Genomic DNA, 25,853 nt, shown 5'->3' with positions numbered 1-25,853 from the left:
GAATACCGGAGCCACAGATATGGGCGGCACGCTGCATCTCATAGACTCCTGCGCTGCATCGAAAGCGTTTCTGGCGGCATACGGCGCACAGGCCCGTCATGAACGGGTGTTTTCAACTCACTGGTCTGTGGTGGACCACCTGCAGGCTCACGGTGTTGCATGCCGTGATGTTTCATCCTTCACGCCGGACAACACCATACGCACGCTCATGGACAGCTCCTGCCGTGAACTGCATGAACTGCTCCGGCCGCTGGATGCCGGTATATCCGCCGGGTTGTGCCGTATGCTCGGCCTGCCCGAAATGGACGTGTTCGACCTGCTCTACCGTTATCACGGGCAGTATCACCTGACGGGGGCGCGTCTGCTTTCGCACTGGGCCGATGCTGCTTTTGTGCCGCACGGCACGGCCGTCGTGCATTACTGGCATCAGCGCGAAGCTGCGGCCCATCCTGTTTTTTCTTTTCTGGGTATTTTGCGCAGTGCGGCATATATGCACGGCGCCCGGCTGCTGGAGCATCCCGTCACGTCACATGGCTCCGTGCTGGAACACGGCTGGAAGCGGGCTTTGCGTCTGGCTCTTGCACCGCGCAGGACTTTGCAGCGCCTGAGGGCCGCCGCCGAAGGGCGGCGGGGGGTGCGGCTGCACCGCGGTCGCTCGCTGGCTGTGGTCTTTCAGCCTGAAAAGCAGCTTGGCGGCATGTTTGCCCGCCATGCCGATACTGTTCTTGTGTGGCCGCGCGAAGGAGTGCGTCCGGTACGGGGAATACCTGCCACCGGCCGCACGTTGTGGGCGGACGCCGCGGAGTATGTGCGCAGGTCGGCCCCGGGGGTGCCCGGCGGATCGGCCGGCGGGCCTGTGTTTACAGGTACGGACAGGCAGGCGCTGCAGGATCGCCTTGTTGCCGATTTTACCGCACGGCTGGCTTATTTCATGGCGCCTGCGGTGCACATGCAGCGGATTCATGACTGCTACGGGGTGACCGCGGCCGGCTGGACAGTGCCGCTGGTAGGCACTCCCTCGCGGCTTGCCTCGGAAGCTCTTATGCGGCAGGGCGTTCCTGTGGCGGGGCTGCAGCACGGCGGCTGTTACCTTTCGCAGCATCTGGGCGAAAAACATTTTATGACCGATTTTGCCGCCTGCACCCATTTTATCAGTTATGCCGCCGATCAGGAATGTTTTGAAGACGCCTACAGCGCCGGTGAACGTCGTGCTTACGGCGCGGTAAGGTGCTGCACGGTACTGCCGGGGGGCAATGCCGATCATGCATCGCCCCGTCAGGGCGCCGAGCCTGTGGATGTGGTCTTTCCCGTCACTAACGCGGTGGATCTTTTCTGGACGTGCCGTACCGGAGCGGACAGGCTTGCCCGTGCGCAGTGTGCCGTGCTTGAAGCGCTTGAAGCGCGCACCGACCTGCGCAGTATCGTCAAACCTTTTCCCCATGCTTCACGCGACAGCATTGCCGTGACATCCGCACTGCGCGGGCTGCGTCATGCTCAGGTGGTGCAGATGGGCTGGCGTGATTTTCTGGAGCGCTACCGGCCCTCTCTGGCGGTCATTGAATTTCCTTCCACGCCGCTGTATGAGGCTCTGGCGTATGACATGGATATTTTTCTGCTGACAGACCCTACGGCACCGTTCACCGAACGAGCGCTGCGGCTGCTGGAGCGCAGAGTTCACGTGTTTCATACGGCGGATGAGCTGACACAGGCTCTGTTGCGATATTCTCCGCAGCAGGGCGGCAAGCTGCGCGATACGGCATTCAGCCGCGCCTATGTGAACACCGCTTGCCCGCTGTCAGGCATAGAAAGCCATCTGGCGGCCATGATGGCGGGGCAGGGACGCTGAAGAGCTTTTGTGGCGGACAGTATTTTCTGCGGTCGCGAGACCGCCGGTCCTTGACATTGCAGCGGCACTACTTTAGGAATGGTTATTATTAATTAGTTGCTGGAGGCTTCCATGGCTGCACAGACAAGAATGACAAGGCAACGCAAGGTGATCCTTGACGAGTTGCGTAAAGTGACGAGCCACCCCACCGCAGATGAGATTTATGAGATGGTCCGCCCCATTCTGCCGCGTATCAGCCTGGGTACGGTATACCGCAATCTGGATCTGCTGGCGGAAACCGGTGAGATTCTGCGGCTTGAGCACGCAGGCGCCCAGAAACGCTTTGACGGCAACACGGCGCCGCATCAGCATGTACGCTGCACAAAATGCGGCCGTGTGGGTGATGTGATGAAGCCGCTTGACGTGCCTGCTTTCAACCGCCTTGATGTGCCCGGTTTTACCGTGACCACAGCGCGGGTGGAGTTTGAGGGTATCTGCGACGAATGCATGACGAAAAACTGATGCCGCGGCTGCGCTGCAGCCGGCTGTGAACGGCTGCGGCGCAGCCCCGCGGCCATTGTCGTTTTCCGCACACCGGTCACGGCTTTTTGCCGTATAAGGCCGTGCAGTGCCGGTTTCCCGCAATGGCAGACCGGTGCCGCCTAAACGGCGGTGAACGGCGGTGACTCCGCTGCATACCTCCCGCATATCCGGACCACTGGGCTGCAGGGCTGCGGCGTATGGTGCATACGAGCGCGGTCCTTTTTCCGCCTTCCGGCGGTCTTTCTGACACCTTGCACATGCCGGTTTTGTGTTGCTCCGTCCGGGTGCTGCTTCCGGACCGTGTACCGGCCCGCCTTTTCTGCCGCCGGAACGGCTGTGTCTCTGCTCCGGCGGGGTGCGGTTCCGGCAGGCGCTTTTGCACCCGCGGCGGACCGTGCTCCGGCTTTGTGCGTGCGCGCGGCAGCGGCCTGTTCCGGCTTAGTACCGTCCTGCGGAGAGCCTCCGCAGTTTTTTTTGTCAATGCGCGTATGAAAAAAAGCCCGCAGGCTTATGCCTGCGGGCTTTATGTGCGGGTGGCGCAATGCGTTAACTTCTGGTTTTCAGCATCTGCCAGTATTTTTCATATATCTGCAGTGCGGGGCCCACTGAGTCGCAGAATTCGCTTTTTTCGAGATCCTGCGCTGTGGGGGAAACCGCCCGGCTGTTTTTCAGGTCTTCGGGCAGCAGTTCCCACGCGGCTTTGTTGGGGGTGGAATACAGATATTCTTCCACTATGCGCTTGGCAATGTCGGGCCGCAGCAGAAAGTTGATGAACGTATGGGCGTTGTCTTTGTGCTCGGCATTTTTGGGAATGCACAGGCTGTCCAGCCACAGGGGGGCGCCTTCTCGGGGATAGATGTACTGCAGATTGGGCATTTCCTGCGTCAGCACGGTGGCATCGCCGTTCCATGACATGCCGATGATGACTTCCTCGCTGGCGAACGCCTGCTTGGTGGCAGTCACATCAAACACGCGTACGGAAGGGTAGAGCTGTTTCAGAAACTCGTACGCTTCTTTGAGCTCTGCATCGCTGCGGCTGTTCACCGAATGGCCGGTGGCCAGCAGAGCCATGCCCATGGTGTCGCGCAGATCGTCCGACAGAATGATCTTGCCCTTGAATTCCGGACGCAGCAGGTCGTGCCAGCTGGTTACGGATGCGGGATCGACATGATCGGTATTCACCAGCAGGCTGGTGGAACCCCACATGTAAGGCACGGAATATTCGTTTTTCGGGTCAAAGGGCTGGTGCAGAACAAACGGGTCAATATGCTTGAAGTTATCCAGCTTGCCGGTGTCTATTCTGGCCAGCAGGCCCTGTTCGCGCATCAGCGTGACAAAATAGGTAGAAGGCACCACCACATCGTAGCCTTTGCCGTCCAGCAGTTTGAGCTTGGCGTACATGGCTTCATTGGATTCAAACGTGGTGTAGTTGATTTCGATGCCGGTTTCTTCCGTGAACTGCGTCAGCACATCCTGCGGAATGTATTCCGACCAGTTGTACACATTGAGGATTTTTTCATCCTGCGCCAGAGCGTTCTGGGCAAAAAACGGACACAGCATGACCGTCAGGATGACGGCGAAGAGCTTTTTCATGGGCGTCTCCTTGCCTTGCTAAGGGTGTGGGCCAGCAGTACCAGTACGATTGTCAGGCAGAACAGAACCGCGCTCAGCGCGTTGATGTCGGGCTTTACGCCCAGCCTGACCATGGAATAGATGCGCAGGGGCAGAATATCAAAGTTCGGCCCCGTTACAAAGAAGCTGATGAGCACGTCGTCCATGGAAAGTGTGAAACTGAGCAGCCAGCCTGCCATGACGGCAGGCATGATAAGCGGCAGAATGACATGGCGGAAGGCCTGTCCTTCTGATGCGCCGAGGTCTTTGGCTGCAGCCACCACATCTTCATCGAATTCCGAAAAGCGGCCCAGTACCGTCACCGTGACAAAAGGCAGGCACAGCGTGATGTGCGCTGCCAGCAGCGTGCCGAAACCAAGCTCGATATGAAAGAAAATGAAAAAGATGAGAAGCGAGATGCCCATGACGATATCGGGCGACACCGTAAGCACATACGTGAGGCCGTGCAGCACCTTGCGTCCGGTAAAGCGGTAGCGGTGTATGCACAGGGCGGCCAGCGTGCCCAGCACGGTGGCGCAGGTGGCGGCAACGGTGGCCACCATGAGCGAGTTTGCGGCGGCGTCCATCAGCTGCTGGTTGCTGAACAGCTGCTGATACCACTTCCATGTAAAGCCTTTCCAGTCGGTGGTGTATTTCGCGTTGTTGACGGAATAGGCAATGACCACCAGAATGGGAATGTACAAAAAGGCGTAGACCGCCCACATGTAGGTCCGGCGCAGGATTTTCATCACATGCCCTCCCCGTACAGTTCATCATCCTTGTGATGCGTGGCGCTGCGTTTTTTTGCCATATAGTACAGCAGAATAAGTACCACGAGAATAAGAGTCATCACTATGCTGGCAGCGGAACCCAGCGGCCAGTCGCGGGCCACCAGAAACTGGTTTTTGATAAAGCTGCCCATGACCAGCGTTTTGGAACCGCCCAGTATTTCCGGCACATAAAAACAGCCCAGCGCAGGCAGAAAAACAAGCATGCAGCCGGCCACTATGCCCGGCATGGTCAGGGGCAGCGTGACGGAAAAAAATGTCTGCCGCGTGCTGGCGCCAAGGTCGCGTGCGGCATCCAGCAGGCGCATGTCCAGCTTTTCGATGGAAGCGAACAGCGGCAGAATCATGAACGGAAGCGACGTGTAGGCAAAACCGGCCACCACGGCTATTTCGCTGTACATGAGCGATATGGGGGCATCAATAAGCCCCGCCGCCATGAGCACTTTGCTCAGCACCCCGTTGGATTTCAGGATAATGATCATGGCGTAGGTGCGGATGAGCGAGTTTGTCCAGAAAGGAATGATGACAAGCAGCAGCAGCCACGGGCGCAGGTGTTCGCGGGCTGTGGCCAGCAGAAAGGCGAACGGATAGCCCATCAGCAGGCAGAAAGCTGTGGTGATGCCCGCCAGCCTGAACGATTCCAGAAATATTCTGACGAACATGGGATCGAACAGACGGATAAAGTTGTCCAGAGTGAGTTGCGGCGCAACAAAGCTGCCGGGGTCGCGCGTCAGAAAAGACGCTCCCACCAGCATAAGGTGCGGTACCAGCGCAAAAAGCCCCAGCCACAGCGCAACGGCGGTGATGCTGAACCGGCGGAAAAACTTACTCCCCATCATCTCCCAGCACTACCTCCCAGCCGTTTACCCAGGTGACGGCCACGCGTTCGCCCGGAGTGTAGTTGATTTCTTCGTCATCCTCGTTGAAGAATTCTGCAACCAGCAGCTGTTTGCCGGGCTGTCCTTCGCTGGGGCTGTCCAGCCGCACCACAATATCAACGGTGGCGCCTTTGTACACGGTTTCTTCAATGGCGCCGGTAAAGTATTCACCATCCGGCAGGTCGTGCATCATGTGCAGGCGGATGTCTTCGGGACGCAGCAGAACCTTGACGCGGTCGCCGGTTTCAAACTGCTTTCCGGTCTGCACGGGAAAAGGCACGCCTTCCAGCGTGGCGTCATACAGCACGCCGTTGCGGCGGGCGGTTATGGTACCGTCCAGTATGTTTATGTCGCCCACAAAACGGGCCACATACAGGTTGGCCGGTTCTTCGTATATTTCCTGCGGCGAGCCTATCTGTTCAATGCGGCCGTCATTCATCACCACCACACGGTCGGACATGGCAAACGCCTCTTCCTGATCGTGTGTCACAAAGACAAAGGTGATGCCCAGCTGACGCTGCAGATGCTTGATTTCCAGCTGCATTTTTTTGCGCAGCTTAAAATCAAGGGCGCTGAAGGGCTCGTCCAGCAGCAGCACATAGGGGTTGTTCACCACTGCGCGGGCAATGGCCACTCGTTGCTGCTGCCCGCCGGAAAGCCGCGCGGGCTTGCGGTCGCCGAACTGCTCCAGATGCACCATCTTCAGTGCTTCGCGCACACGTCTGGCTATTTCATCCTTCGGACGTTTCTGCATTTTCAGCCCGAAGCCCACGTTATCACGCACCGTCATATGCGGAAAAAGCGCATAATTCTGAAACACGGTGTTTACCTGACGCTGCTCGGGCGGAACGTCGTTCACCACACGGCCGCTCAGGATGACATCGCCCGATGAGGGCGTTTCGAATCCGGAAAGAAGACGCAGAATGGTTGTTTTTCCGCAGCCCGAAGGGCCCAGCAGCGTAAGGAACTCGCCGTTTCTGATCTGCAGATCTATATTTTCGAGCGCACAGGTGTCGTCGAAGTATTTTGATACTCCGCGCAGCTCGAATATGTAATCCTGTTCAGCCATCGTCGCACCCCCGATAAAAAAACATGATGCCAACCCGTCGGACGGGCCGGTACGCGCGGCCAGTGCAGGAGCATGTCCTGCGATGGTACTCGATTTTACTGGATTTGGGAAAGTTTGGGCAGAACCTGCCCAAGACAACAAGAGGCCGGTAACACTGCGGAAGTCCGGCCGGGGCTACCCCCTGCCGGTTAAACCGCAGCCCGGCGTTCGGGCATCGCCCGCGTAGTGTACGCGGTGCAGCGCATGATAAGAAGGGGCGCTGCTGCAGTGGTGGAGGGTTTGCATAGTCCCGCCGCTCCCTTGCGATGATCTGACGCGTGTACGCGCCGCTGCAAAATGCAACGCGCGTTACTTGCCATGATCTTTCTGTCTTCACAAGAAAAAAAACACTCCTTTAAAGGGTAATATACTGCGGCAACCATAACATATCGCGGTTGCGATGCAAATTGTGACGGGCCCCGGCAATATTTTTTTGAGAATAGAATTGACAATGAATTTCATTTTCACATACAAGAGGGGCAACCGAGAAAGGAACGACACGCATACCGAAATGAAACGCATGCTCCTTACCAGACCGGCGGCGCGCAGGGCGCCCGAACTGACAGGCTCCGTGGCACAGCAATCAGCCCGTCATGTCCTGCGCGCGCGGCCGGCACCTTTGTTCATCTGTTCCGCCGTTGTGCACAGCCACTGTAGCATGCCCCCGATTGGCGGGGGCGTACAAACTGTCACACGAGGTTTGCGAGATGGCTAAAGTGCTTATCGTTTACGGTTCCACAACCGGAAACACCCAGACCACAGCCGAGATTGTGGGCACCGAACTGAAAAATGCAGGCCATGATGCCGTGGTAAACGATGTTACCGCAGTCGAGGCGGAAGGTCTGTGCGAGGGCTACGACGCTGTGCTCTTCGGCTGCTCCACATGGGGTGACGAGGAGATTGAACTGCAGGACGATTTCATCGACCTGTATGATGAACTGGACAAGGCCGGCCTGAGTGGCGTCAAGGTGGGCTGCTTCGGGTGCGGCGATTCCAGTTATCAGTGGTTCTGCGGCGCGGTGGACGCCATTGAAGAACGTGCAAAGGAAAACGGCGCGCGCATTATCTGCGATTCACTGAAGATTGACGGCGATCCCGGTTCGTGCCGCAGCGAGATAGCAGACTGGGCGTCGGCCGTCGGCGCAGCCCTGTAACAGATACCACAGCACAGGAGGCATCATGCAGCCCAAGTTGAGCATTCATTCCCGGGGAACCGCAAAAGGCTTTTTGCGGAGCGTTCTGCGCGGCGTTCTGACCGATGATTCCGGCCATCTTGCCCGCGCCATGGCCGAACAGGAGCATGCGGCCGGAGTTCTTTCCGAAGGTGCCGCCCCGTCCGGCGCCGCTGCCGGTTCTTCCGCAGGAGATGCCCGTGGTGCCGCAGGCCGGTAATTCCCCCCGGAAACTGCAGGCACCCGTCGGCAGAAAAAAGGGAATGTTCCGCAAAGGCTCGGAAGTGCGTGATGTGATGCTGTGCCTTGTCACTGTTCTGCTGCTGGAAATGCTGCTGGGCACTCTTGCCGGTTAGCGGCAGCAGATGAAAAGGCGCCATGCGGCGTATTCTGCGGCAGGGTCTGCCGTGTTGCGCCGTTCCGGCAGCCGGAAAATATCTGAACCGCCCTGTAGCCGGCACACAGCCGAAAGCTGCGTTGCGCAGTTGCAGGGCAGCAGGCCGCCGTATCGGGCTGGCATGTATCCGTAAGGGCGCTCCGGCGCCCTTTTTGTGTGCGGCTATGTGTGTTTTGGTTTCTGCCCGTACACGGCATGCCCGTCTGCCGGTCACGTCTGCCGATTACGCCCGCCGATTACGGCCGCCGATTACCTCAGGCATAACTTTGCACGGGGCTGACGGCGGGTAAAACAGACCGCGGCTGACGGACCGCCTGAAGCGGCCCGCCGGGCTGCTTTTTTTATACCCTGTCCGCAGCACCGCCCCAAGCGCAGTGCTATTTAGTGTTGTTCTGCTTTTTTGCGTGCTTGCGGGCCAGCGTGAGACCGGCAAAAAAACCGCCGACCATGCCGATGGCAACGGCGCGGGGCAGATTGTCGCTCAATCCCAGCATACCGCCGAATGCGCCCAGAGCGCCGCCTATAAGAATGCCGCGTACAAGAAAGTTGGACATGATGCTTCCTGTGTGCGGCAGGGCCGCATGAGGGTTGTACGTTGTGCCCGGTGCACGGGAAGGTAGGTAAATGTAAGGGCTGCTGTCAACAGCCATACCCGTGTGCGGGGTACAAAGAAGGCCCCCGGCCGCACAATGCGGCCGGGGGAAGAGCAAAGGAGGTATTGACGGGTTCGTCTGCCATTGGTCACGGCTTCGGGCGTTGCCGCGACCGGCGTATGCAGCAGAGGAGGAGTGTCCTCATGGCAAGTTGTCTATGTCATCCCGCATGAGCGGGGTTGTAAGCTGGGCAAGGCCTTGCGGCCTTGCCACGTCGCCATCTTTCGCAGTGCGGCCGCCGACGGGGAGGAGGAAGCCGGGCGGCCACGGGGTACATGACCCCGATATATTCAGTCGGTCAAAAAGCGTGACCGTTAGCGCTTGGGCTTGTCGCCCCGTAATCGGCGATGTTTCGGGCCGGGCAACCTCCAGAGCGCCACACTCTCGGAATCGGGGTTGTCCGGCGGAAGGGAAACTGCCGGTAAAAGTGCCGGAGAACCGTGTGCGGGGATGCCGCAAGTGGTTCGGTAACGGTCTCCGGTGGTGTTCAGGATGCGTCTGTTTCAGAGGAAACTCATTGCCAATGCTTTCCTTAAAGCACATGTCGTGCCAAACAAAAATAACATGCTATAACAGCATGTTGTAAAACTGTTCGTTTTTTTATATGCCCGCATGTGCAGCGTGATGCACATGGTTGTGCAGAAAATGTGTGCAGATGTGCAAGTCAGGTCACAGGGCGGTATCTTCGGTAACGGGTATGCCGTTGCGCTGCAGCAGAGCCGCAAAAATGCCGGAACCTGCCACCAGCCTGCCGCTGAATGTTCCGTCGTAAACCTGTGTGACTCCGCATGAAGGAGAGCGCGCCTGCAGTATGGCCGCACCGGCGCCGAACAGACGGGCAAGCTCCAGAGCTTGCTGCGCACCCAGTACAAACTGCGCAGTGACGTCGGTTCCGTTGCGGGTTAGCACCCGGCCGTGGCAAAGTTCCGCGCCGTCACGCGGTGTGGGCAGGCCGCCCAGCTGTTCGGGACATACGGGTATGGCCCTGCCCTGACGGATGAGCTCCAGCACCTGCGGGTGCGGTTTTGCCTGTGCATCGTAGCGGCAGCATACTCCGGCCAGACAGGCACTGACAATGTAACGCATGGTCGTCTCCTTTTATGTTCAGGCAAGACCAGAAAGACCCCGTGCGGACTGTATCCGCACGGGGTGTGTTGTCAAGGCGCCGCCGCGGCTCCGGCGGTGATGCCGGCAGCAGGAGGCGGATGCGGGCATCTGCCGCGGTGTAAACCGCCCGCGGGGGGCGGGACGCCTTTGTATCCGGCACGGCGGGGCGAAGCGCGGAAGCCCCCAGCGCCGGACCTGTCAAATGTGGCCTGTGAGGCGTTACCTGCCAGACCTTACCTGCCAGAACTTATCTGCCAGAAATTATCTGGCAGGCGCTGTGCTGGCAGCGGCGCAGAAAGGTCACCGCCTGTTCTTTGCCCATGTACCGCTGCAGCATGGCGGGCGGGGCATCGGCCAGATCAATGCACAGAAAGGCATCAAGAGTCCTGAACGCCGTATCCACGTGAAAGCCGCCTATCCGCCCGCCCAGTTTGAGATAATGCTTGAAAAGAACCGGCACGGTGCGTCCGCCCTCGATATCTTTCACCAGATTGCACAAGCCGTTGAAGTGCATGCCCTGCATGTTGAGCATGTCGGGGGCACGTTTGTCCATTTTATAACGGGGAGGCTTGCGCCCGCTGACCATGGCGGCCAGCGTGTTGTCCTGATGGTGCAGGCGCAGAAACTCTGTAAGGGCGCTCAGTGAATACCGGCTGTATTCCAGACTGATGCTGACAGGGCCGAACAGCCGCCGGACGCCGGGGCGGCGCAGCACAAAGTGCGCTATGCCCTTCCACAGCAGCATCAGCGGCGCATAGTCACGCTGATAGGGTGCGGTCACAAAGGCCCGTCCAAGTTCCAGCGCATTGTCATCCTGTGCAAAAAAGCGCGGGCTGAAGCGGAACAGCGTGGACGAATAGAGTCCCTTCACTCCGAATTCCGGAAGGACTGTCCCTGTCTGCCCGATGCGGTAGGCACCGGCAAGCCGCCTGTCGTTTTCATGCCACAGAATGATATGGTCGTAACGGTTGTCAAACACGTCCGTGTCCAGCGCTTCTCCGCTGCCTTCGCCCACCTCGCGGAAGGTAAGTTCCCGCTGTCTGCCTATTTCATGCAGAAAGCACGGTGCCTGCCATGCGCGGGCTTCAAAAACAAGGTACCCGTTTTCGCGCAGCAGCAGCTGTTCAGGCGGCAGGTCTGCAATCTCGGCCAGCAGCCGCGCCACGGGAAACGGCCCGGCCACGGGGGCCGCGCGGCGTGCAACGGCTGTTGCCGTCTGCCGGTCTTTCGGCCCGCGCGAAAGAGCGTAGCTGCGGGCGCGCAGATACGCGGTGATGTCGGTTTCACGGGGCAGGTCGCGGAATATCTGTGGCGGAATGATGCGTCCCACATTGAGCGTTACCGTGGAAGAGCGCTTTTTCAGCAGTTCAGCCGGCAGCATGGCGGTACGGGCAAAAGGATGCACAAGGCCCATCAGGTTGAAAAGCATGCTGTTGCGCCCCTCGAAATGCAGGGGCAGCACCGCGGCGCCGGTGCGGCGTATGAGACCGGCAACGTTACTGTTCCACACCGGATCGGTTATGGCTCGCCGGCGTGGCTGCAGATGCGCCACCTCTCCGGCGGGAAAGACACACAGACAGCCGCCCTGACGCAGGTGCCCCACGGCCGCACGCAGCCCGCTGATATTTTCGCGACGGGCCTGCCGTGTGGAAAAGGGGTTGACCGGCAGAATGAGCTCGCGGATTTCCGGAATGCTGCGCAACAGATAATTAGCCAGAAAAAGGGTGTCGGGCCGCACCGGCAGCAGTGCAGCCATCAGGGCCAGTCCCTCTAATACACCGAACGGATGGTTGGATACCACCACCAGCGGCTGGTCGGGGGGCAGCGATTCAAGACCTGCCTGTGTTTCCGGCCGGATATCCAGCGTGATGTCCAGCAGCTGCAGCGCGTCACGGGCAAATATATGCGGGGCTTTCAGTTCTCCGGCATCGTGTGTGCGTGCGGCCAGCAGGGCCAGCACGTCCGCCGTGCGGCCGGACGGTTTGAGACCTTCGCCACAGGCGCTGCCGCCGGTGGAAACCTGCCTGTACATGGAAAGCAGCTGAGGCAGCTTGAGGGCGTGCATCAGCGGGGTGCGCAGCGGCGCGGGAATGGCCCGTGCCACAGGCGGCATGAAACCGGACGGCTGGACTGCTGACGATGGCTGACGGCCGGGGCTGCCGGTGCGGGTACTCTGCATGGGTTACCTCCCTCCGGCTGGTACCGGAGTATGATTGTCGCTGCATTGTAGTACGGCGGCGGTGTGGAGATACGGTGAACTGGGGGTGACTGTTTGGTGAAGAAACACGCCGGCAGAGCGTGTCATATGATTGTCTGCTGCGCGTAACCGGACTGCCGTGCAGCATGCCGGCATGCGGGGCATAACCCTGAAGCATCGGAAAACCGCAACCAACGGAGTTATGGTTATGAATGATCAGCAGCTTGGCACCATTGCGGATTCCCTGCGCGACAGGGTGGTTTTTCTTAAACAGCAGTGCGGACTGGCGCCGGAAACCGCGGCAGCGGTTATTGCCTGCCCCGATGAAAACGAGCAGGCTTCGCGGCTGGCGGAACTGACGCTGGATGTGGCATTGCGCGGGCGGCTGGCTCGGCAGCTGGCGGCTGTGGAATCGGCGTTGCACCGTATTGCCACGGGTGGCTTCGGCCGGTGTGAAGAATGCGGTGACGAAATAGGCGAAGCCCGGCTGAAGGCCAATCCGACCACGACGCTTTGTATTCATTGTCAGGAAGACAGAGAGGCCGAGGCCGCCCGCAGGTATCTGCTGCGCGATCCGGTCTGCGCGTAAGCGCGGATACGGTTGCACAGCGACCGCCGCATGGCGTGTGTGCACTGCGGTGTGCTCTGGGCGGGGCTTTTATGCGGCCTGCACAGGGTAACGGGCACCGGCGTGGTGCTTTTGTTCCGGACCTGTTTCCGGACCTGTTTCCGGGCCCGCTTCCGGGCCTGTTTTCCGGGTCTGTCGCGCGGCTCTGCTGCACGGGCGGCACCGCGGCGTGTTTTTCCGGCAGCAGGTCGTCTGCTGCATGCCGCCGCACTGCGGCGTATTTTCAGCGGGTTTCTGCACGGCATAAAAACAGACGGGCATCTTTGGCGGAAATGCCCGTCTGTTTTTATGCCGGTGACGTTATTCTTTGACGGAACCCGCCAGCAGTCCGCGGATGAAATAGCGGCCCAGCAGAATGTACATCATCAGCACAGGCAGTGCGGCAATGGCAGAACCGGCCATGGGCAGGTTCCAGCTGACGGCCTGTCCGCCTGCCAGCTGTGCCAGTCCCACGGTCATGGGGGCGGAGGTGTGCTTTGTCAGGCAGATACCCCACAGGAATTCGTTCCATACCTGCGTGCACTGCCACAGGCTGGTCACCACAAAGCCCGGAATGGACAGCGGAAAGATGATATGCCGGTATATGGAAAAGAATCCCGCGCCGTCCAGCTGGGCAGATTCCACAAGCGTTGTCGGTATCTGGCTGTAAAAATTCCGGAAGATCAACGTGGTGATGGGCAGACCGTAGACAACGTGTGCCAGAATCAGCCCCGGCAGGCCGCCGTACAGGTTCATGTCGCGCAGCAGCTGAAAAAGCGGAATGAGAATGATCTGGTACGGAATGAACATGCCGAACAGAAACAGGGTGAAAACCACTTCGCTGCCCTTGAACTTCCATTTGGAAAAAACATAGCCGTTCAGCGAGCCGAGCACCGTGGAGCCGATGGTGGCGCATACGGTCAGGATTATGCTGTTCATGAAGTTGGGGCCCAGCTTGCGTGCGGCTTCGGCAAAGCTGCTCCAGTTGGCCGTGGCGGGAAGTTCCCATGCGGTGGTCAGGCTGATTTCGGCCGGATGCTTGAGCGCGGTGATAAGGGCCATGTATGCCGGAGTGATATAGACGGCCGCCAGCAGAAACAGCACTGCATACAGCAGCACCCGCGCCGGTGAAAACGTGCGGTGCATCAGTAGCCCCTCCTTTTGCGGCGGTACGAACTGACAAGGTACGGAATGATGAACATGGCCGCCAGCAGAAACAGCACCACGGCAATGGCAGCACCCTTGGCAAAGTCGTTGGCCCTGAATGTGGTCAGATACATGAGCAGCGCGGGATGTCCTGTGGCACCGTTGTCCGGGCCGGTCATGGCAAAGATGAGGTCGAACATCTTGAGCGAGATGTGCGACAGAATGATGATGGCGCTGATGGTTATGGGGCGCAGCATGGGGATGGCCACATGCCGGTAGTAGGCGAACTGTGAGGCACCGTCCAGCTGGGCGGCGTCGGCGAGGTCCTGCGATATGCCGTGCAGTCCCGCAAGATACAGGGCCATGGTGTAACCCGAATACTGCCATACGGTGGCAATGATGATGCCCGTCGTGGCCAGATTGAAGCCGTGTGTTTCTTCCATGAACAGAGCCTGCGGCAGGCTGCTGCCCGCAACGGCCACAAACAGGCCCAGCAGGGCGCCGCAGCCCATAAACCATGCGGCACGCCGCGGCCTGCTGCGCAGACAGCCGAACCCGGACAGGACGAGCACCGCAGCCATGATACAGAGAAGCAGCGGCAGCAGGTTCTGCCAGTTGAACTGCAGCACGGTCTGCTTGCTGGTAAGCCATGTGAACTGCAGTCTGTCGAATCCGAAATAGGTCGGCAGCACGTTGACCCCGCCCTGCGGGGCGAGCAGCCAGCGCCAGATGGTGCCGGAGACGATGAAAGACAGCGCCATGGGATACAGGAATATGGTGCGCAGCACGGCCTCGCCCGCGGGTTTTCTGTCCAGCAGCACGGCGATGAACAGCCCCAGACCGATGGCCCCGGCCAGCAGCAGCACCGAGTAGAACATGGCGTTGACCATGTCCTGCCGGAAGCGGCCGTCGATGAAACCGGTGAACAGTTCGGTATAATTTTCAAAACCGATGTAATTGATCTGCGGATCAAGTGCCAGCGCGGCGCCTCTTCCCCAGTCCGTCAGCGAAATATAAATGGTGTCGCCGATAAACCCGTAAACGAACACCGCAATGAGCACGACGGACGGCATGAGCGTGATGAGTGCTTTCCATCTGTCCCGTGATAAGTCGGCCATTATTGTGCAAACCCCGTCTGTGGCGCCGGAGACCTGCCGGTCTCCGGCGCGGTGAATGGTCAGTATGCTATCGTCTGGCTATGCCGTTTTTTACGGCAATGGCGTGGCAGGCCATGGCGGCCTGACCGGCGTTGCGGTTTTTCAGGTACATCTCCATAACGGATGCGAAATCGCTCATGAAGCCTTCGTTGGCGGTGACTCCGTGAGCCAGACTGCCCACGATGCGGTCGCGGCCCCAGTCGCCTGCGGCGGATTTTGAATAGTCATTGTACAGGTTCAGGTCGGTATCAAGCCGGGGCGAGATGGAACCCTTGAGCGGGTTGAAGGCGTCGCTGCCGCTGCGCGAACCCACAAGTGCCAGCCACGCGAGGCTGTTGTCGCGGTTTGCGGCGCCCACGGGCAGGCCGAACGAATCGGAAAGGAACATGAACACGCCGCCGGTGCCCGGCGATGCGGACCAGCCGAAGTCTTTACCGGGTGCCATGCCCAGCGTGGTGTTCATGTAGCCGGCAGCCCAGTCGCCCATGACGTTGAAGGCGGCGCGGCCGTCCACAACCATGTCTGTGGCCTGCTGCCACGAAAGCGATGTGGCGTCGTCATTGGTGTATTGCAGCACCTTGCCGAAAAGCTCCCATGCTTTGACCACTTCAGGATCGGTCCACGGAATTTCGCCGCGCCAGAGGGCGTCCCACCGGTCGGCCCCCATGGAGGCCAGCGCCACGGATTCCCAGAGGTGGTTGGCAGTCCAGTTGGTGGCCAGAGCAAGCGGCACCACGCCCTGTTCCTGCAGCCGCGGGGCTATTTCCAGAAACTCGTTCCAGTCGGCAGGAGCCTGTATTCCCCATTTTTTCAGGTTGGCGGGTACAAACCACATGACGTTGGAGCGGTGAACCGTCACCGGTACCGACCATATGCCGTTCTCCGTGCCGATCAGCTTGATGAGGTCGGCGGGAAACGCTTCCATCCAGCCCTGCTGTTTGTACAGAAAGGTCAGGTCTTCCATACGGCCCGAGGCAACCCACGTACCGATGAGTTCCTGTCCTGCATGCACCTGAAAGCTGTCAGGAGGATTGCCGCCCAGCATACGGGTTTTAAGCACTGCACGGGCGTTGATGCCCGATCCGCCCGTGACGGCGGCGTTTTCCACGCTGACGCCGGGGTGCTGCTTGTTGTACAGCTTTATCATGGCCTCAAGCGCGGGGCCTTCGTCACCGGCCCACCACGAAAAAATTTCCAGAGTTCCGCCAAGCTTGTCCTGCGCCGCCGCCATGGCGGGCGCCGTGATCATCAGGCAGAATGCGGCGGCCGCAACGGCCGCTTTTGCCAGGAATCTGTTCATACCCTTCCTCCTGCGTTGTGCGGTGCGGGCGGTTGTGGCGCCCTGAGCCGCAATGCGCCGGCAGACGTTGTCCGGCAATCCCGTTTGCCGCTGTGCGCGGCCATGAGCCTATGGTCTGCACGGCTTCCGTCAGGGGGGCCGTGCTCTTCCGCGTTTCAGTCGACGGCGTTCTGGGTCTGCGCGTCAAAAAGCAGAACCCGTGCAGGGTCAACGCCTATGCGTATGGAGTCTCCGGGGCGCACCAGCACGCGGCCTGCCACTTCCGCTATGAGCGGAACACCCGCCGCCGATACTTCCAGCAGCGACTGACCGCCCAGAATTTCGGCCACTTCCACACGCGCATCCATATGGCAGTGTTCCGGCAGATGCATAAGCGCGTCGCCGGTTTTGACGGCATCGGGCCGTATGCCCACGGTTACCGGCGTACCGTGGGGCAACGCGGCGCCTACCGTGTCTGCCACTGCAATGCGCAGGCCCTCTGCGGCCACATGGCGCCCTGCATCGTCCGCGCCTTTATGCAGCACCGCCTGCAGCACGTTCATGGGCGGGTTGCCGATAAAACGCCCGGTGAACACATTGGCCGGACGTTCAAAGACATCCACAGGGGCCCCCACCTGCTGTATATGTCCGTCTTTCAGCAGTACAATGCGGTCGGCCAGCGTCATGGCCTCCACCTGATCGTGGGTGACGTATATGGTGGTGGTGTTCAGCTTCAGGTGCAGTTTTTTCAGTTCCATGCGCATCTGGGTGCGCAGCTGGGCGTCCAGATTTGAAAGAGGCTCGTCGAACAGAAAGACCTGCGGTTTGCGCACAATGGCGCGGCCCATGGCCACGCGCTGCCGTTGCCCGCCGGAAAGAGCCGCGGGTTTGCGGTGCAGATATTCGGTCAACCCCAGAACGGCTGCGGCCTCCTGCACTTTCGACTCGATTTCGGCTCCGGGGCGTTTCTGCATTTTAAGACTGAACCCCATGTTTTCTCCCACGGTCATGTGCGGATACAGGGCGTAGTTCTGAAACACCATGGCCACATCGCGTTCCTTGGGCGGCACGTCATTGACTACGCGGCCCCCTATGCGTATTTCGCCGCCGCTCACGCTCTCCAGCCCCGCTATCATGCGCAGTATGGTGGATTTTCCGCAGCCGGAAGGCCCCACCAGCACGATGAATTCATTTTCTCTGATGGACAGGCTGACATCGTGAATGACCCGTACGTCGCCGAAGCGCTTGCTTATACCGTTGAGCGAAACTTTTTCCATGGCGTTTCCGTGATCCTGTTGCTGCTTGCGGACGGCGGGGTTTGTTACGCCTGCTGTCCTGTAAAAAAACGGTACTCCGTTGTCTGGGTGTACGGTGCCTGCGGCCCGATGATGCATGAGGGAAAGTGTGCGTTGTTCACCGCATCGGGAAAGCCGTGAGGCTCCAGACAGATAGCTGTCTGAGGGCCGTAGCAGGTTCCGTACTTGCCCCGTGTGCGGGGGGCGATGAAATTGGCTGAATATATCTGCAGTCCCGGCTGGTCGGTGTGTACCTGCATGCTGCGGCCGGTGGGCACATGGTGCAGCGTGGCGGCATGGCGCAGCACGGGGTGTTGCGGTTCGCTTGCGGATGCTGCGGCGTCCAGCACGGCATAGTGGTCAAAGCCCTGCGGAGTTTGCCGCAGGGCCTGTGTCAGGTCGCGCGGCGTTGTGAAGTCCAGCGCGGTGCCTGCCACAGGCGCGGTGTGACCGGCAGGAATGCCGTAGCCGGTTTTCTGTGCTGCGGAACAGGGCAGATAACGGGATGCGTGAACGGTAAGCCGGTGCCCGTGCAGGCTGCCCGCCGGATGACCGCTCAGGTTGAAGTAGGGATGCGCTGTCAGTGAGACGGGCGTGGGAACGTCGGCCTGCGCGTGCATGGTCAGACGCAGCGTGTTGCTGTCTGTCAGCGTGCAGCTGACGGTGAACTGCACGGTGCCGGGGTATCCCTGTTCTCCGTGCGGGCTGGCATACCGCAATATGATTGTTGCGTTTTCGGCGTAATCGCCTGCCTGCACCTGCCACATGCGGCTGTGCAGACCGTGCGGGCCGCCGTGCAGATGATGCGGACCGTCGTTGGCTTTCAGGCAGTGGCGCTGCCCGTCCAGTGAAAAACATGCTCCGGAGGTCCGGTTGGCCAGCCTGCCGATAATTGCGCCCATGTAATACGGATCGTCCATGTACATGTATGGTGAATCATACCCCGTTATGACATCGCGCCGGGAATCCGGTGCGCCGGTACTGCCGGAACAAGGCGGTTTACTTTGCGGCCAGAGAACGGAAACGAGCCGTGCTCCGTAATCGGTAATACAAACCGTCATGTCATTTGTATTGCGCAGCATGAACAGGGAGGGTGTCGCAGAAGGAGACCGGCCGTCTGGCTGAGGGGCGGGACGTGCGGCGCGGCCGGGCCACGGAATACGCCGGAAAGCAGGGCAGGAACAGTGCGGTATTGTTGCGCAGGGTTGCGGTCTGACAGTATGCGCACCTGACAGGTGCGTAAAACATGTATCCTGCGTGCTGCTCATGTCTGCCTCTACGCCGATTCGCGCACAACCACACGCGTGGGCAATGACACGGTTGCTGTGCTTTGTGCCGCGGCGCCGCGTATCTGTTCCAGCAGCAGGCCGGCGGCGCGTCTGCCCATTTCAAAGGCTGGCTGGTATACTGTTGTCAGGCGCGGGGTGATCAGTTCGCCCACGGGGTTGCCGCTGAATCCGGTGACCGCTATATCCTGCGGTATGCGCAAACCCCGCTGCCGCGCGGCGCTGTACACTCCCAGTGCCACAGGGTCGGTGACGGCCATGATGGCGTCAGGCGGCTGCGCAAGGTCAAAAAGCTGCATGGCGCCGCGTCTGCCGTCTTCTTCGTCAAAGCCGCCCTGAATATGGTATCCGGAAAACTGCGGCATTCCCGCCGCGGCAAGGGCTTTTGCATAGCCTGCGTACCGTCGGCGGCTTATGGCCAGATGCGGGGGGCCTCCTATGTGGGCTATGCGCCGGTAGCCTTTTTGCAGCAGCAGCGCTGTGATGTCACAGGCTCCCTGCTCGTCGTCGGTGGTGACTGTGCTGCCTGCAAACCCTTCGGGCACTCTGTCGAAAATCACCAGAGGCGTCCGGCTGCGCAGCACCGGAGCAAGATGCCGTGCGTCGTGCGTGCGGCACGAGACGGAAAGCAGCAGGCCCGCTATACGCTGTCCCAGCAGTGCGGCTATGTTGGTTGTTTCGCGGTCGAGTGTTTCATGGCTCTGGCAGACCATGATGGCGTATCCTGCCGTGTAGGCCACCTCTTCGATGCCGCTGATGGTGGCGGCGAAAAAGTCGTGGCGGATCTCCGGCACAATGACGCCGATGGTGCTGGAATGTTTCTGCTGCAGACTTTTAGCGAGCAGGTTGGGCTGGTAGTTGTGCAGACGGGCCAGTTCCTGAACCCTGCTGCGGGTCCGGGCGCTGATGCCGGGGTGTCCGCTGAGCGCACGCGACACCGTCGAGGGTGAAACCCCCAGTTCTCTGGCGATGTCTTTAATGGTGTACTGGCGCATGCGCTGTCCGTTTTGCGGCGGGTGCCGCAGTTGCTGCAAACGTTTGCAGTTTGACCTCATTTACATGGTTTTGTCAAAAGCGGCACGGCTTTTTTTGCCTGCGGAGCTGACTTACGGGAACAGCCGGTGCAGGCCGCTGCCGCGGATATCCAGCGGGATGACACACCCGGCGCCGAAAAGCTGTTCCATGCACTTTGTGTAGCCGGCCATGAGCCGCTGCGGCACATAGACCTGTATGGTACCGGCAAATCCTCCGCCGTGCACACGCCATGCCCCTTGTCCGTCCAGTTGCAGGCGGGTCGTTTCCAGCGCCACGGGCAGGGGCTGGGCGGACGCACCGGCGGGGTAGCAGTTTTGCAGCAGCCGCCACGAAGAATCGCCGCTGGCATTGACCAGCCGCAGCAATTCCTGCGTGCGGTTGTGACGCAGCGCCTGTGCCACGGCTTCGGCACGCTGTGTCTCTTCGGCAAAATGAAGCAGCCGCAGCAGGGCCCGGTCTCCGGCCGCATTGCGGATGGCTGCGGCGTGGCGCAGCACCTCTGCGGCGGTGATGCCGTGGGCCTGCTGCTTGCCCAGTACGGCCGCGGCGCGGCGCATCTCTGCGGGTATGGCGGCGTATTCCGCCGTCAGGTCGGCGTGGCTGCCCCCCGTGTTTACAACCGCAAGCTGATAGCCGGCTTCCGCAATATTGACGGGCACGGCTTCAACGTTTTTGCCCTGCGGCATGCCGAAGCGGATGACCGAAGCTCCGCTGCCCGCGCAGGCCAGTTGATCCATTTCGCCGCATGGCTTGCCGAAATAACGGGATTCTGCGGTATGGGCCAGTGCCGCCAGCGTTTGCTGAGTGAGGACGTAACCGGAATGCCAGCCTGAAAAAATGCGGCCGCAGAGCACCTCGAATGCTGCGGAGGAGCTGAGTCCCGCACCCACGGGAACCGTACTGTGCACACAGGCATCGAACCCGCAGAGGGGCATCAGGCCGTGTATGCCGGCAGCCATGCCTCTGACGATGGCCGCGGGGGTTTCTTTTTCGTCCGCGCGCGGCTGCAGGTCATCCAGTGTCAGGCCCACCGGACGGGCAAATCCGGCGGAAACCAGATGCACGCGCAGGTCGGCGCGGGCAGAAGCCACGGCCAGACAGTCCAGTGTGACTGCTGCCGCCACCACCACACCCCTGTTGTGGTCGGTATGGTTGCCTGCCAGTTCCGTACGGCCGGGCGCGCTGAAAATACCCACAGGCCGCGGGCCGTAGCGGTGCAGATGTTCATGCAGCAGGTTTTCCAGCCGGATGCGTGCCGCAGCGGCTGTGTGCCCGCTGTCGCTGTCCGGCGCGTACAGGGCGCGCAGCCCCGCGTCCAGTGCCCCCCTATGCAGGGCGTTCAGCATTTCCTGCTGCGTAAGCAGCGCGGGCATCATGTTGCAGACCCCTGCCGCAGGCCCGTGTAATGCACGTCGGAAAGGGCGCGCAGCCTGTCCGCCGCGCTCTCTGCTGTCAGGTCGCGCTGCGGGCTGCCCAGCATTTCATAGCCCACCATGAATTTGCGTACCGATGCGGAACGCAGCAGCGGCGGATAGAAGTGAAAATGGTAATGCCACGCCTGCGGAGAAGCGCCCTTGCAGGGCTGCTGGTGTATGCCCATGGAATAGGGAAAAGGCGTGCGGAACAGGTTGTCGTATCTGGTGGTCAGCCGTATGAGCGCATGCGCGAGATCGGTTTTTTCCGCCGGAGTCATGTCTGTGATGTCGGCGGCATGCCTGCGCGGCAGAAGCATGGTTTCAAAGGGCCACACCGCCCAGTAGGGTACCACCGCGCAGAACGAGTCATTGCTGAAGACCACACGCTCTTTGTATTCTTCTTCCAGAGCGGTGTATCTGCAGAGCAGGCAGTCGCCGTGTTGCTGCAGGTGGCGGCGCTGCATGGTGTCTTCCTGCGCGGCGATGTGCGGCACGGAGCTGCTGGCCCATATCTGCCCGTGGGGATGCGGGTTGGAGCAGCCCATCATGGCGCCTCTGTTTTCAAAAATCTGGACATACCCGATATCCTGCCGTGAGCACAGTGCGGCATACTCGTGCTGCCACGCGGTGATGACGGCCTCTGCCTGTGCGGGCTGCATGCGGGCCATGGTCAGGTCGTGGCGGGGAGAGTAACATACGACACGGCAGATGCCAGTCTCGGGTCTGGCGGCAAACAGGTCGTCGTTTTTGCGGGGGGGGCTTTGCGCGGTGCGGCTGCCGGGCGTTTTCAGTGCCTGAAAGTCGTTGTCGAAGACGAATACGCCGCTGTAGTGCGGGTTGCGGGCACCGCCTGTGCGCAGGTTGCCCGGACACAGATAACACTGCGGGTCATAGGCGGGCATGACGGTGGTGTCGGGTGCGTCCTGCTGCCCCTGCCAGGGGCGCATTGCCCTGTGGGGCGACACCAGCACCCATTCGCCTGTCAGCGCGTTGCGCCGTGTGTGCGGAATGTCCTTGTACGGTTGCAGGCCCATGGCATGTCTCCGGAAGACACCGGTCTGAGTGCCGGGTTGTTTTCCGGGTAACCCTAACGGACTTCCGTTGCTGATGCAAACGTTTGCAATTTGCGGATACAAAAAACGTGGGGGGCCTGTGTCTGACAGGCATGCGGGCGCCCGCAGCCGCAGCCGCAGCGCGGGGTAAAAGGGCGGTGGCGGCTAGGGTTGTTCTTCCAGCCAGAGGTCCTTGGGGGTCACGTGCAGAACGCGGCCGTCTTCCAGCGGGTGGGCCAGATGGTCGGGCCTGCCCATAAAGTGCACTTCTCCTGCGGTTTTGCCGTCCACGAAAACCTGTGTGATGATGGATTCCTGATCGGGGCGCAGGTCGTAACGCTGGTCGAGGACCACGATATGCCCGTACAGGCGCAGCCAGTGCACGATACGCTTGTCGCGGCTGAGCATGAGGTCCGCAAGTTCTTCCCGCTCGTCGAATTCCATGGAGACTGCCGACGTGTAGTACTGCACAAGCCGGTACGGGCAGAGACTCTGTCCTTCTCCGGCCTGTCCGGTGTCAGGCCACGGCGTGCGCAGCTTGAAAAAGATACTCCGCTCCGTGGTGCCGAAAATGCCCTTTTTTTTGTAGAGCACCGCCTGAATATCATCATAGGCGTATAATGTGACGTACTTGCTGTGGCTTTGCGCCGGTTCCAGCGTGGCCAGTGCCGAACCGTCGGAGTCGAGCACTGTTGTCAGCGTACCGCCCGATGGGAGCTGTTCCGTGCGCAGGCTGAAAAACGGGGTGACCAGCAGGCGCGTGCTGCCCGAGCAGGTGATTGTCTGAAACACATCGTCACCCGCTGCCGTGGTCACGCGGCGGTCCAGCGCGGAACAGAACCGCGGCGGGGGGCCGGGCTGCATAAGCAGGTGTACCGGAATCAGGCTGTCATTGGCCTTGTAATGGCTGCGGCGTATGGTCATCGTTCCGTCAGGGCTGAATTCTTCGGACAGCACCTTGTACCCTTCGCGGTACAGGGCTCTGGTTTTCAGCGTTCCGTCGGGGCGGTAAACAAACGAGTCGCCGGTGGCGCGGGTCGTGCGGAATTTGCCTTCGCCGACGGCTTCCCTCGTCCTTTCCCAGTGCGGGGTCACCCCGTCAGGATGGAAGGATGTCTGCCGTTGCAGGCCGTGGCCCAGCTCTTCCGTCACGTTGCGGAGCTTGCCGTCAGTATACTCCGTGGTGGATACCAGCGTGCCGTTGCGGCTGTAGCGGTATTCCGTTTCAAACATGTCGGAAAAGCTTGTGGTGCGCCGCAGTTTGAGTGTTCCGTCGGGGTAGTGTTCTTCATGCAGCACACGTGCCGCGGGCCATGACTCGTCCTGCTGTGCGGCAAGCGCCCTGTGTCCGGTCGCTGCGTCTGCGCCGATGCAGAAGGCAAGGCAGGTGCAGAAAATAAAAAGAACGCTGTGTGACCGCATGGCGGAGTACCTCGCTGATGTTGCCGCGGCGGAACTGCCCTCGGCGGACGCAGTGCTAGCTGATTTCACGCGTGGTGCGGAATTCCATTTTGGGATAGCGCTCCACTGCGGATTCAAGCCGCCACGGGTTGGGCGCAAGATAGGCAAGGCAGCCTTCCGCGTCCATGGCCAGTTCGCTGCGGTAGTAGTCGCGGAATTCGGCCATGGTTTTGGGGTCGTCGGTGTGCAGCCAGCGTGCCGTGGTTATGTTGCAGCCTTCATACAGGGCGTTGACGTTGTATTCGTCTTTTAGCCGGGCCACGATGACTTCAAACTGCAGCACACCCACGGCGCCGAGAATATAGTCATTGCCGAGAAGCGGCCGGAAAAGCTGTACGGCGCCTTCTTCGGCCAGCTGCTCCAGACCTTTTTGCAGTTGTTTGGCCTTCATGGGGTCGCGCAGCACCACCCTGCGGAAATGTTCGGGGGCAAAGTTGGGTATGCCGACAAATTTCAGCGGCTCGCGTAGGGAAAAAGTGTCCCCTATCTTGATGGTGCCGTGATTGTGTATGCCTATGATGTCGCCGGGCCATGCCTCTTCCACGCCGGTTCTGTCCTGCGCCATGAATATGGTGGCATTGGCCAGTGCCACTTCTTTGCCGATGCGGTGATGACGCACTTTCATGCCGCGTGTGAACTTGCCGGAGCAGATACGCATGAAGGCGATGCGGTCGCGGTGGTTTTTGTCCATGTTTGCCTGAATCTTAAAAACCACACCGGAAAAATCTTCTTCATAGGGTGAAACCGTGCGGGTTGTGGCCGGACGCGGCTGGGGAGCCGGTGCCAGATCCACAAAGGTGTCCAGCATTTCACGCACACCGAAATTGTTGATGGCCGAACCGAAAAACACCGGGGTCAGTTCACCTTTGAGGTACCGTTCCTTATCAAAGGGGTTTCCGGCTTCTGCCAGCAGCGCCAGCTCGTCACGCAGCGTAACGGCCTGTTCGCCCAGCGCTTCGTCCAGTTCCGGGTTGTCCAGTCCTTCAATGATGCGCCCCGAGGCGATGCGCCCGTCGTTGGCGGGGGTGAACATATGCAGCCGTCCGGTGCGTATGTCCCATGTGCCTTTAAAATCCGCTCCCATGCCGATGGGCCAGGTAAGCGGACTGCACTGGATATTGAGGCGGCTTTCAATGTCATCCATCACTTCCAGCGGATGCAGGCCGTCACGGTCCAGCTTGTTGATGAAGGTGACAATGGGAGTGCTGCGCATGCGGCACACATCCATCAGCTTCAGGGTCTGCGCTTCCACGCCTTTGGCGGAGTCGATGACCAGCAGCGCGCTGTCCACCGCGGTGAGCACCCGGTAGGTGTCTTCCGAGAAATCCTGGTGACCGGGGGTATCGAGAAGATTTATTTCGTAGCCGTTGTGGTGGAACTTCATCACCGAGGTGGTGACGGATATGCCGCGTTCCTGCTCCATGGCCATCCAGTCTGACGTGGCGTGGCGGGCTGCCTTGCGCGACTTGACGGTGCCGGCCATCTGTATGGCCCCGCCGAAAAGCAGCAGCTTTTCGGTAAGGGTCGTCTTGCCTGCGTCGGGGTGGCTGATGATGCCGAACGTGCGGCGTTTGTCTACTTCTCTCTGATGTTCCCTGTTCACGGTGAAACCTCGGCGGGGTGGTTTTGCGGCGCCCTGCAAGGGACACCCGCGAGGGCGGTGTTATGCTATAGATGCGGTGTGCGGTCAACATAAGGCATGAGCGCTGAAAATAATCCGCAGCGGCAGTATGTTGCGTGTCCTGCCGATTTGCGGCAGTCCGTGCGGGTTCCGGCCGGTTGAAAGCTCTTTCCTCCTGCGGCGTTTGCAGGTATAGTCCATCGATTTGGCGCACTGTTAC

General features: G+C 60.2%; 23 protein-coding genes. 6 read left to right on the top strand and 17 right to left on the bottom strand.

The window, feature by feature from the left end:
• Positions 1-19 precede the first annotated feature (19 nt).
• On the top strand, positions 20-1,846 hold the full coding sequence (locus H586_RS0117070; protein WP_027182621.1) for an amino acid kinase family protein: 1,827 nt from the start codon (positions 20-22) through the stop codon (positions 1,844-1,846).
• Positions 1,847-1,957: 111 nt separating this feature from the next.
• A complete protein-coding gene (locus tag H586_RS0117065) occupies positions 1,958-2,347 on the top strand; it encodes a Fur family transcriptional regulator (protein WP_011369338.1) in 390 nt (129 codons plus the stop codon).
• 567 nt (positions 2,348-2,914) lie between these two features.
• On the opposite strand, the gene H586_RS0117055 is transcribed toward H586_RS0117065, so the two are convergent.
• From H586_RS0117055 to potA, 4 genes are read right to left on the bottom strand one after another with little or no spacing between them, the layout of a single operon-like run.
• Positions 2,915-3,961, bottom strand: a complete 1,047-nt coding sequence (locus H586_RS0117055; protein WP_011369337.1) for an ABC transporter substrate-binding protein — start codon at positions 3,959-3,961, stop codon at positions 2,915-2,917.
• Positions 3,958-4,728 (bottom strand): spermidine/putrescine ABC transporter permease PotC, encoded by a 771-nt coding sequence (potC, locus tag H586_RS0117050; protein WP_011369336.1) that lies wholly within the window; start codon positions 4,726-4,728, stop codon positions 3,958-3,960. The genes H586_RS0117055 and potC overlap by 4 nt, the downstream gene beginning before the upstream one ends.
• Positions 4,728-5,606, bottom strand: coding sequence for a spermidine/putrescine ABC transporter permease PotB (gene potB, locus H586_RS0117045; protein ID WP_027182619.1), 879 nt, complete (start codon positions 5,604-5,606; stop codon positions 4,728-4,730). Before potB ends, potC begins: the two co-directional genes overlap by 1 nt.
• Positions 5,593-6,714, bottom strand: a complete 1,122-nt coding sequence (gene potA / locus H586_RS0117040; protein WP_011369334.1) for a spermidine/putrescine ABC transporter ATP-binding protein PotA — start codon at positions 6,712-6,714, stop codon at positions 5,593-5,595. The genes potB and potA overlap by 14 nt, the downstream gene beginning before the upstream one ends.
• Before the next feature lie 746 nt (positions 6,715-7,460).
• Between potA and H586_RS0117035 the strand changes: the two genes are divergently transcribed.
• From H586_RS0117035 to H586_RS20770, 3 genes are read left to right on the top strand one after another with little or no spacing between them, the layout of a single operon-like run.
• Positions 7,461-7,907, top strand: a complete 447-nt coding sequence (locus H586_RS0117035) for a flavodoxin (RefSeq protein WP_011369333.1) — start codon at positions 7,461-7,463, stop codon at positions 7,905-7,907.
• A gap of 25 nt (positions 7,908-7,932) precedes the next feature.
• Positions 7,933-8,145 (top strand): hypothetical protein, encoded by a 213-nt coding sequence (locus tag H586_RS0117030; protein ID WP_011369332.1) that lies wholly within the window; start codon positions 7,933-7,935, stop codon positions 8,143-8,145.
• A complete protein-coding gene (locus tag H586_RS20770; RefSeq protein WP_011369331.1) occupies positions 8,126-8,281 on the top strand; it encodes a hypothetical protein in 156 nt (51 codons plus the stop codon). The genes H586_RS0117030 and H586_RS20770 overlap by 20 nt, the downstream gene beginning before the upstream one ends.
• Before the next feature lie 418 nt (positions 8,282-8,699).
• Here the strand turns inward: H586_RS20770 and H586_RS20920 are convergent, their stop codons facing one another.
• The 3 genes from H586_RS20920 to H586_RS19705 all read right to left on the bottom strand — a co-directional run bounded on the left by H586_RS20920 (position 8,700) and on the right by H586_RS19705 (position 12,261).
• Complete coding sequence (locus tag H586_RS20920; RefSeq protein WP_011369330.1) at positions 8,700-8,876, bottom strand: hypothetical protein; 177 nt, start codon at positions 8,874-8,876, stop codon at positions 8,700-8,702.
• A gap of 768 nt (positions 8,877-9,644) precedes the next feature.
• Positions 9,645-10,061 carry a 2-thiouracil desulfurase family protein gene (locus H586_RS0117010; protein ID WP_011369329.1) on the bottom strand — a complete coding sequence of 139 codons (417 nt, stop codon included), beginning with the start codon at positions 10,059-10,061 and terminating at the stop codon, positions 9,645-9,647.
• Positions 10,062-10,329: 268 nt separating this feature from the next.
• Positions 10,330-12,261, bottom strand: coding sequence for a lysophospholipid acyltransferase family protein (locus H586_RS19705; protein WP_034619672.1), 1,932 nt, complete (start codon positions 12,259-12,261; stop codon positions 10,330-10,332).
• A 226-nt stretch (positions 12,262-12,487) separates the two neighbouring features.
• On the opposite strand from H586_RS19705, the gene H586_RS19700 reads away from it, so the two are divergent.
• On the top strand, positions 12,488-12,868 hold the full coding sequence (locus tag H586_RS19700; protein WP_049753918.1) for a TraR/DksA family transcriptional regulator: 381 nt from the start codon (positions 12,488-12,490) through the stop codon (positions 12,866-12,868).
• Positions 12,869-13,207: 339 nt separating this feature from the next.
• On the opposite strand, the gene H586_RS0116990 is transcribed toward H586_RS19700, so the two are convergent.
• The 10 genes from H586_RS0116990 to H586_RS0116945 all read right to left on the bottom strand — a co-directional run bounded on the left by H586_RS0116990 (position 13,208) and on the right by H586_RS0116945 (position 25,615).
• Positions 13,208-14,032, bottom strand: coding sequence for a carbohydrate ABC transporter permease (locus tag H586_RS0116990; RefSeq protein WP_011369326.1), 825 nt, complete (start codon positions 14,030-14,032; stop codon positions 13,208-13,210).
• A complete protein-coding gene (locus tag H586_RS0116985) occupies positions 14,032-15,150 on the bottom strand; it encodes an ABC transporter permease subunit (RefSeq protein ID WP_011369325.1) in 1,119 nt (372 codons plus the stop codon). The genes H586_RS0116990 and H586_RS0116985 overlap by 1 nt, the downstream gene beginning before the upstream one ends.
• Positions 15,151-15,217: 67 nt before the next feature.
• Positions 15,218-16,489 (bottom strand): ABC transporter substrate-binding protein, encoded by a 1,272-nt coding sequence (locus tag H586_RS0116980; protein WP_011369324.1) that lies wholly within the window; start codon positions 16,487-16,489, stop codon positions 15,218-15,220.
• Positions 16,490-16,644: 155 nt separating this feature from the next.
• Positions 16,645-17,745 carry an ABC transporter ATP-binding protein gene (locus H586_RS0116975; RefSeq protein WP_027182617.1) on the bottom strand — a complete coding sequence of 367 codons (1,101 nt, stop codon included), beginning with the start codon at positions 17,743-17,745 and terminating at the stop codon, positions 16,645-16,647.
• 44 nt (positions 17,746-17,789) lie between these two features.
• Positions 17,790-18,845 (bottom strand): aldose epimerase family protein, encoded by a 1,056-nt coding sequence (locus H586_RS19695; protein WP_267878778.1) that lies wholly within the window; start codon positions 18,843-18,845, stop codon positions 17,790-17,792.
• A gap of 194 nt (positions 18,846-19,039) precedes the next feature.
• Positions 19,040-20,044 (bottom strand): LacI family DNA-binding transcriptional regulator, encoded by a 1,005-nt coding sequence (locus H586_RS0116965; RefSeq protein ID WP_027182616.1) that lies wholly within the window; start codon positions 20,042-20,044, stop codon positions 19,040-19,042.
• A 111-nt stretch (positions 20,045-20,155) separates the two neighbouring features.
• Positions 20,156-21,460, bottom strand: coding sequence for a galactokinase (locus H586_RS0116960; protein ID WP_234702990.1), 1,305 nt, complete (start codon positions 21,458-21,460; stop codon positions 20,156-20,158).
• Positions 21,457-22,533: a UDP-glucose--hexose-1-phosphate uridylyltransferase gene (locus H586_RS0116955; protein WP_027182614.1), complete on the bottom strand. Its 1,077-nt coding sequence runs from the start codon at positions 22,531-22,533 to the stop codon at positions 21,457-21,459. Before H586_RS0116955 ends, H586_RS0116960 begins: the two co-directional genes overlap by 4 nt.
• 183 nt (positions 22,534-22,716) lie before the next feature.
• Positions 22,717-23,973, bottom strand: a complete 1,257-nt coding sequence (locus tag H586_RS0116950) for a toxin-antitoxin system YwqK family antitoxin (RefSeq protein WP_027182613.1) — start codon at positions 23,971-23,973, stop codon at positions 22,717-22,719.
• Positions 23,974-24,028: 55 nt separating this feature from the next.
• Positions 24,029-25,615, bottom strand: coding sequence for a peptide chain release factor 3 (locus H586_RS0116945; protein ID WP_011369317.1), 1,587 nt, complete (start codon positions 25,613-25,615; stop codon positions 24,029-24,031).
• Positions 25,616-25,853 lie beyond the last annotated feature (238 nt).

The organism is Oleidesulfovibrio alaskensis DSM 16109 (assembly GCF_000482745.1).
GTDB classification, from domain to species: Bacteria; Desulfobacterota; Desulfovibrionia; order Desulfovibrionales; family Desulfovibrionaceae; genus Oleidesulfovibrio; species Oleidesulfovibrio alaskensis.
This window is presented reverse-complemented; position numbering and strand designations above follow the sequence as displayed.

Coding starts and splice junctions, on each gene's coding strand:
- H586_RS0117070 (WP_027182621.1), top strand. CDS start 20: ATGGGCGGCACGCTGCATCTCATAGACTCCTGCGCTGCATCGAAAGCG.
- H586_RS0117065 (WP_011369338.1), top strand. CDS start 1,958: ATGGCTGCACAGACAAGAATGACAAGGCAACGCAAGGTGATCCTTGAC.
- H586_RS0117055 (WP_011369337.1), bottom strand. CDS start 3,961: ATGAAAAAGCTCTTCGCCGTCATCCTGACGGTCATGCTGTGTCCGTTT.
- potC (WP_011369336.1), bottom strand. CDS start 4,728: ATGAAAATCCTGCGCCGGACCTACATGTGGGCGGTCTACGCCTTTTTG.
- potB (WP_027182619.1), bottom strand. CDS start 5,606: ATGATGGGGAGTAAGTTTTTCCGCCGGTTCAGCATCACCGCCGTTGCG.
- potA (WP_011369334.1), bottom strand. CDS start 6,714: ATGGCTGAACAGGATTACATATTCGAGCTGCGCGGAGTATCAAAATAC.
- H586_RS0117035 (WP_011369333.1), top strand. CDS start 7,461: ATGGCTAAAGTGCTTATCGTTTACGGTTCCACAACCGGAAACACCCAG.
- H586_RS0117030 (WP_011369332.1), top strand. CDS start 7,933: ATGCAGCCCAAGTTGAGCATTCATTCCCGGGGAACCGCAAAAGGCTTT.
- H586_RS20920 (WP_011369330.1), bottom strand. CDS start 8,876: ATGTCCAACTTTCTTGTACGCGGCATTCTTATAGGCGGCGCTCTGGGC.
- H586_RS0117010 (WP_011369329.1), bottom strand. CDS start 10,061: ATGCGTTACATTGTCAGTGCCTGTCTGGCCGGAGTATGCTGCCGCTAC.
- H586_RS19705 (WP_034619672.1), bottom strand. CDS start 12,261: ATGCAGAGTACCCGCACCGGCAGCCCCGGCCGTCAGCCATCGTCAGCA.
- H586_RS19700 (WP_049753918.1), top strand. CDS start 12,488: ATGAATGATCAGCAGCTTGGCACCATTGCGGATTCCCTGCGCGACAGG.
- H586_RS0116990 (WP_011369326.1), bottom strand. CDS start 14,032: ATGCACCGCACGTTTTCACCGGCGCGGGTGCTGCTGTATGCAGTGCTG.
- H586_RS0116985 (WP_011369325.1), bottom strand. CDS start 15,150: ATGGCCGACTTATCACGGGACAGATGGAAAGCACTCATCACGCTCATG.
- H586_RS0116980 (WP_011369324.1), bottom strand. CDS start 16,489: ATGAACAGATTCCTGGCAAAAGCGGCCGTTGCGGCCGCCGCATTCTGC.
- H586_RS0116975 (WP_027182617.1), bottom strand. CDS start 17,745: ATGGAAAAAGTTTCGCTCAACGGTATAAGCAAGCGCTTCGGCGACGTA.
- H586_RS19695 (WP_267878778.1), bottom strand. CDS start 18,845: ATGCTGCGCAATACAAATGACATGACGGTTTGTATTACCGATTACGGA.
- H586_RS0116965 (WP_027182616.1), bottom strand. CDS start 20,044: ATGCGCCAGTACACCATTAAAGACATCGCCAGAGAACTGGGGGTTTCA.
- H586_RS0116960 (WP_234702990.1), bottom strand. CDS start 21,460: ATGATGCCCGCGCTGCTTACGCAGCAGGAAATGCTGAACGCCCTGCAT.
- H586_RS0116955 (WP_027182614.1), bottom strand. CDS start 22,533: ATGGGCCTGCAACCGTACAAGGACATTCCGCACACACGGCGCAACGCG.
- H586_RS0116950 (WP_027182613.1), bottom strand. CDS start 23,973: ATGCGGTCACACAGCGTTCTTTTTATTTTCTGCACCTGCCTTGCCTTC.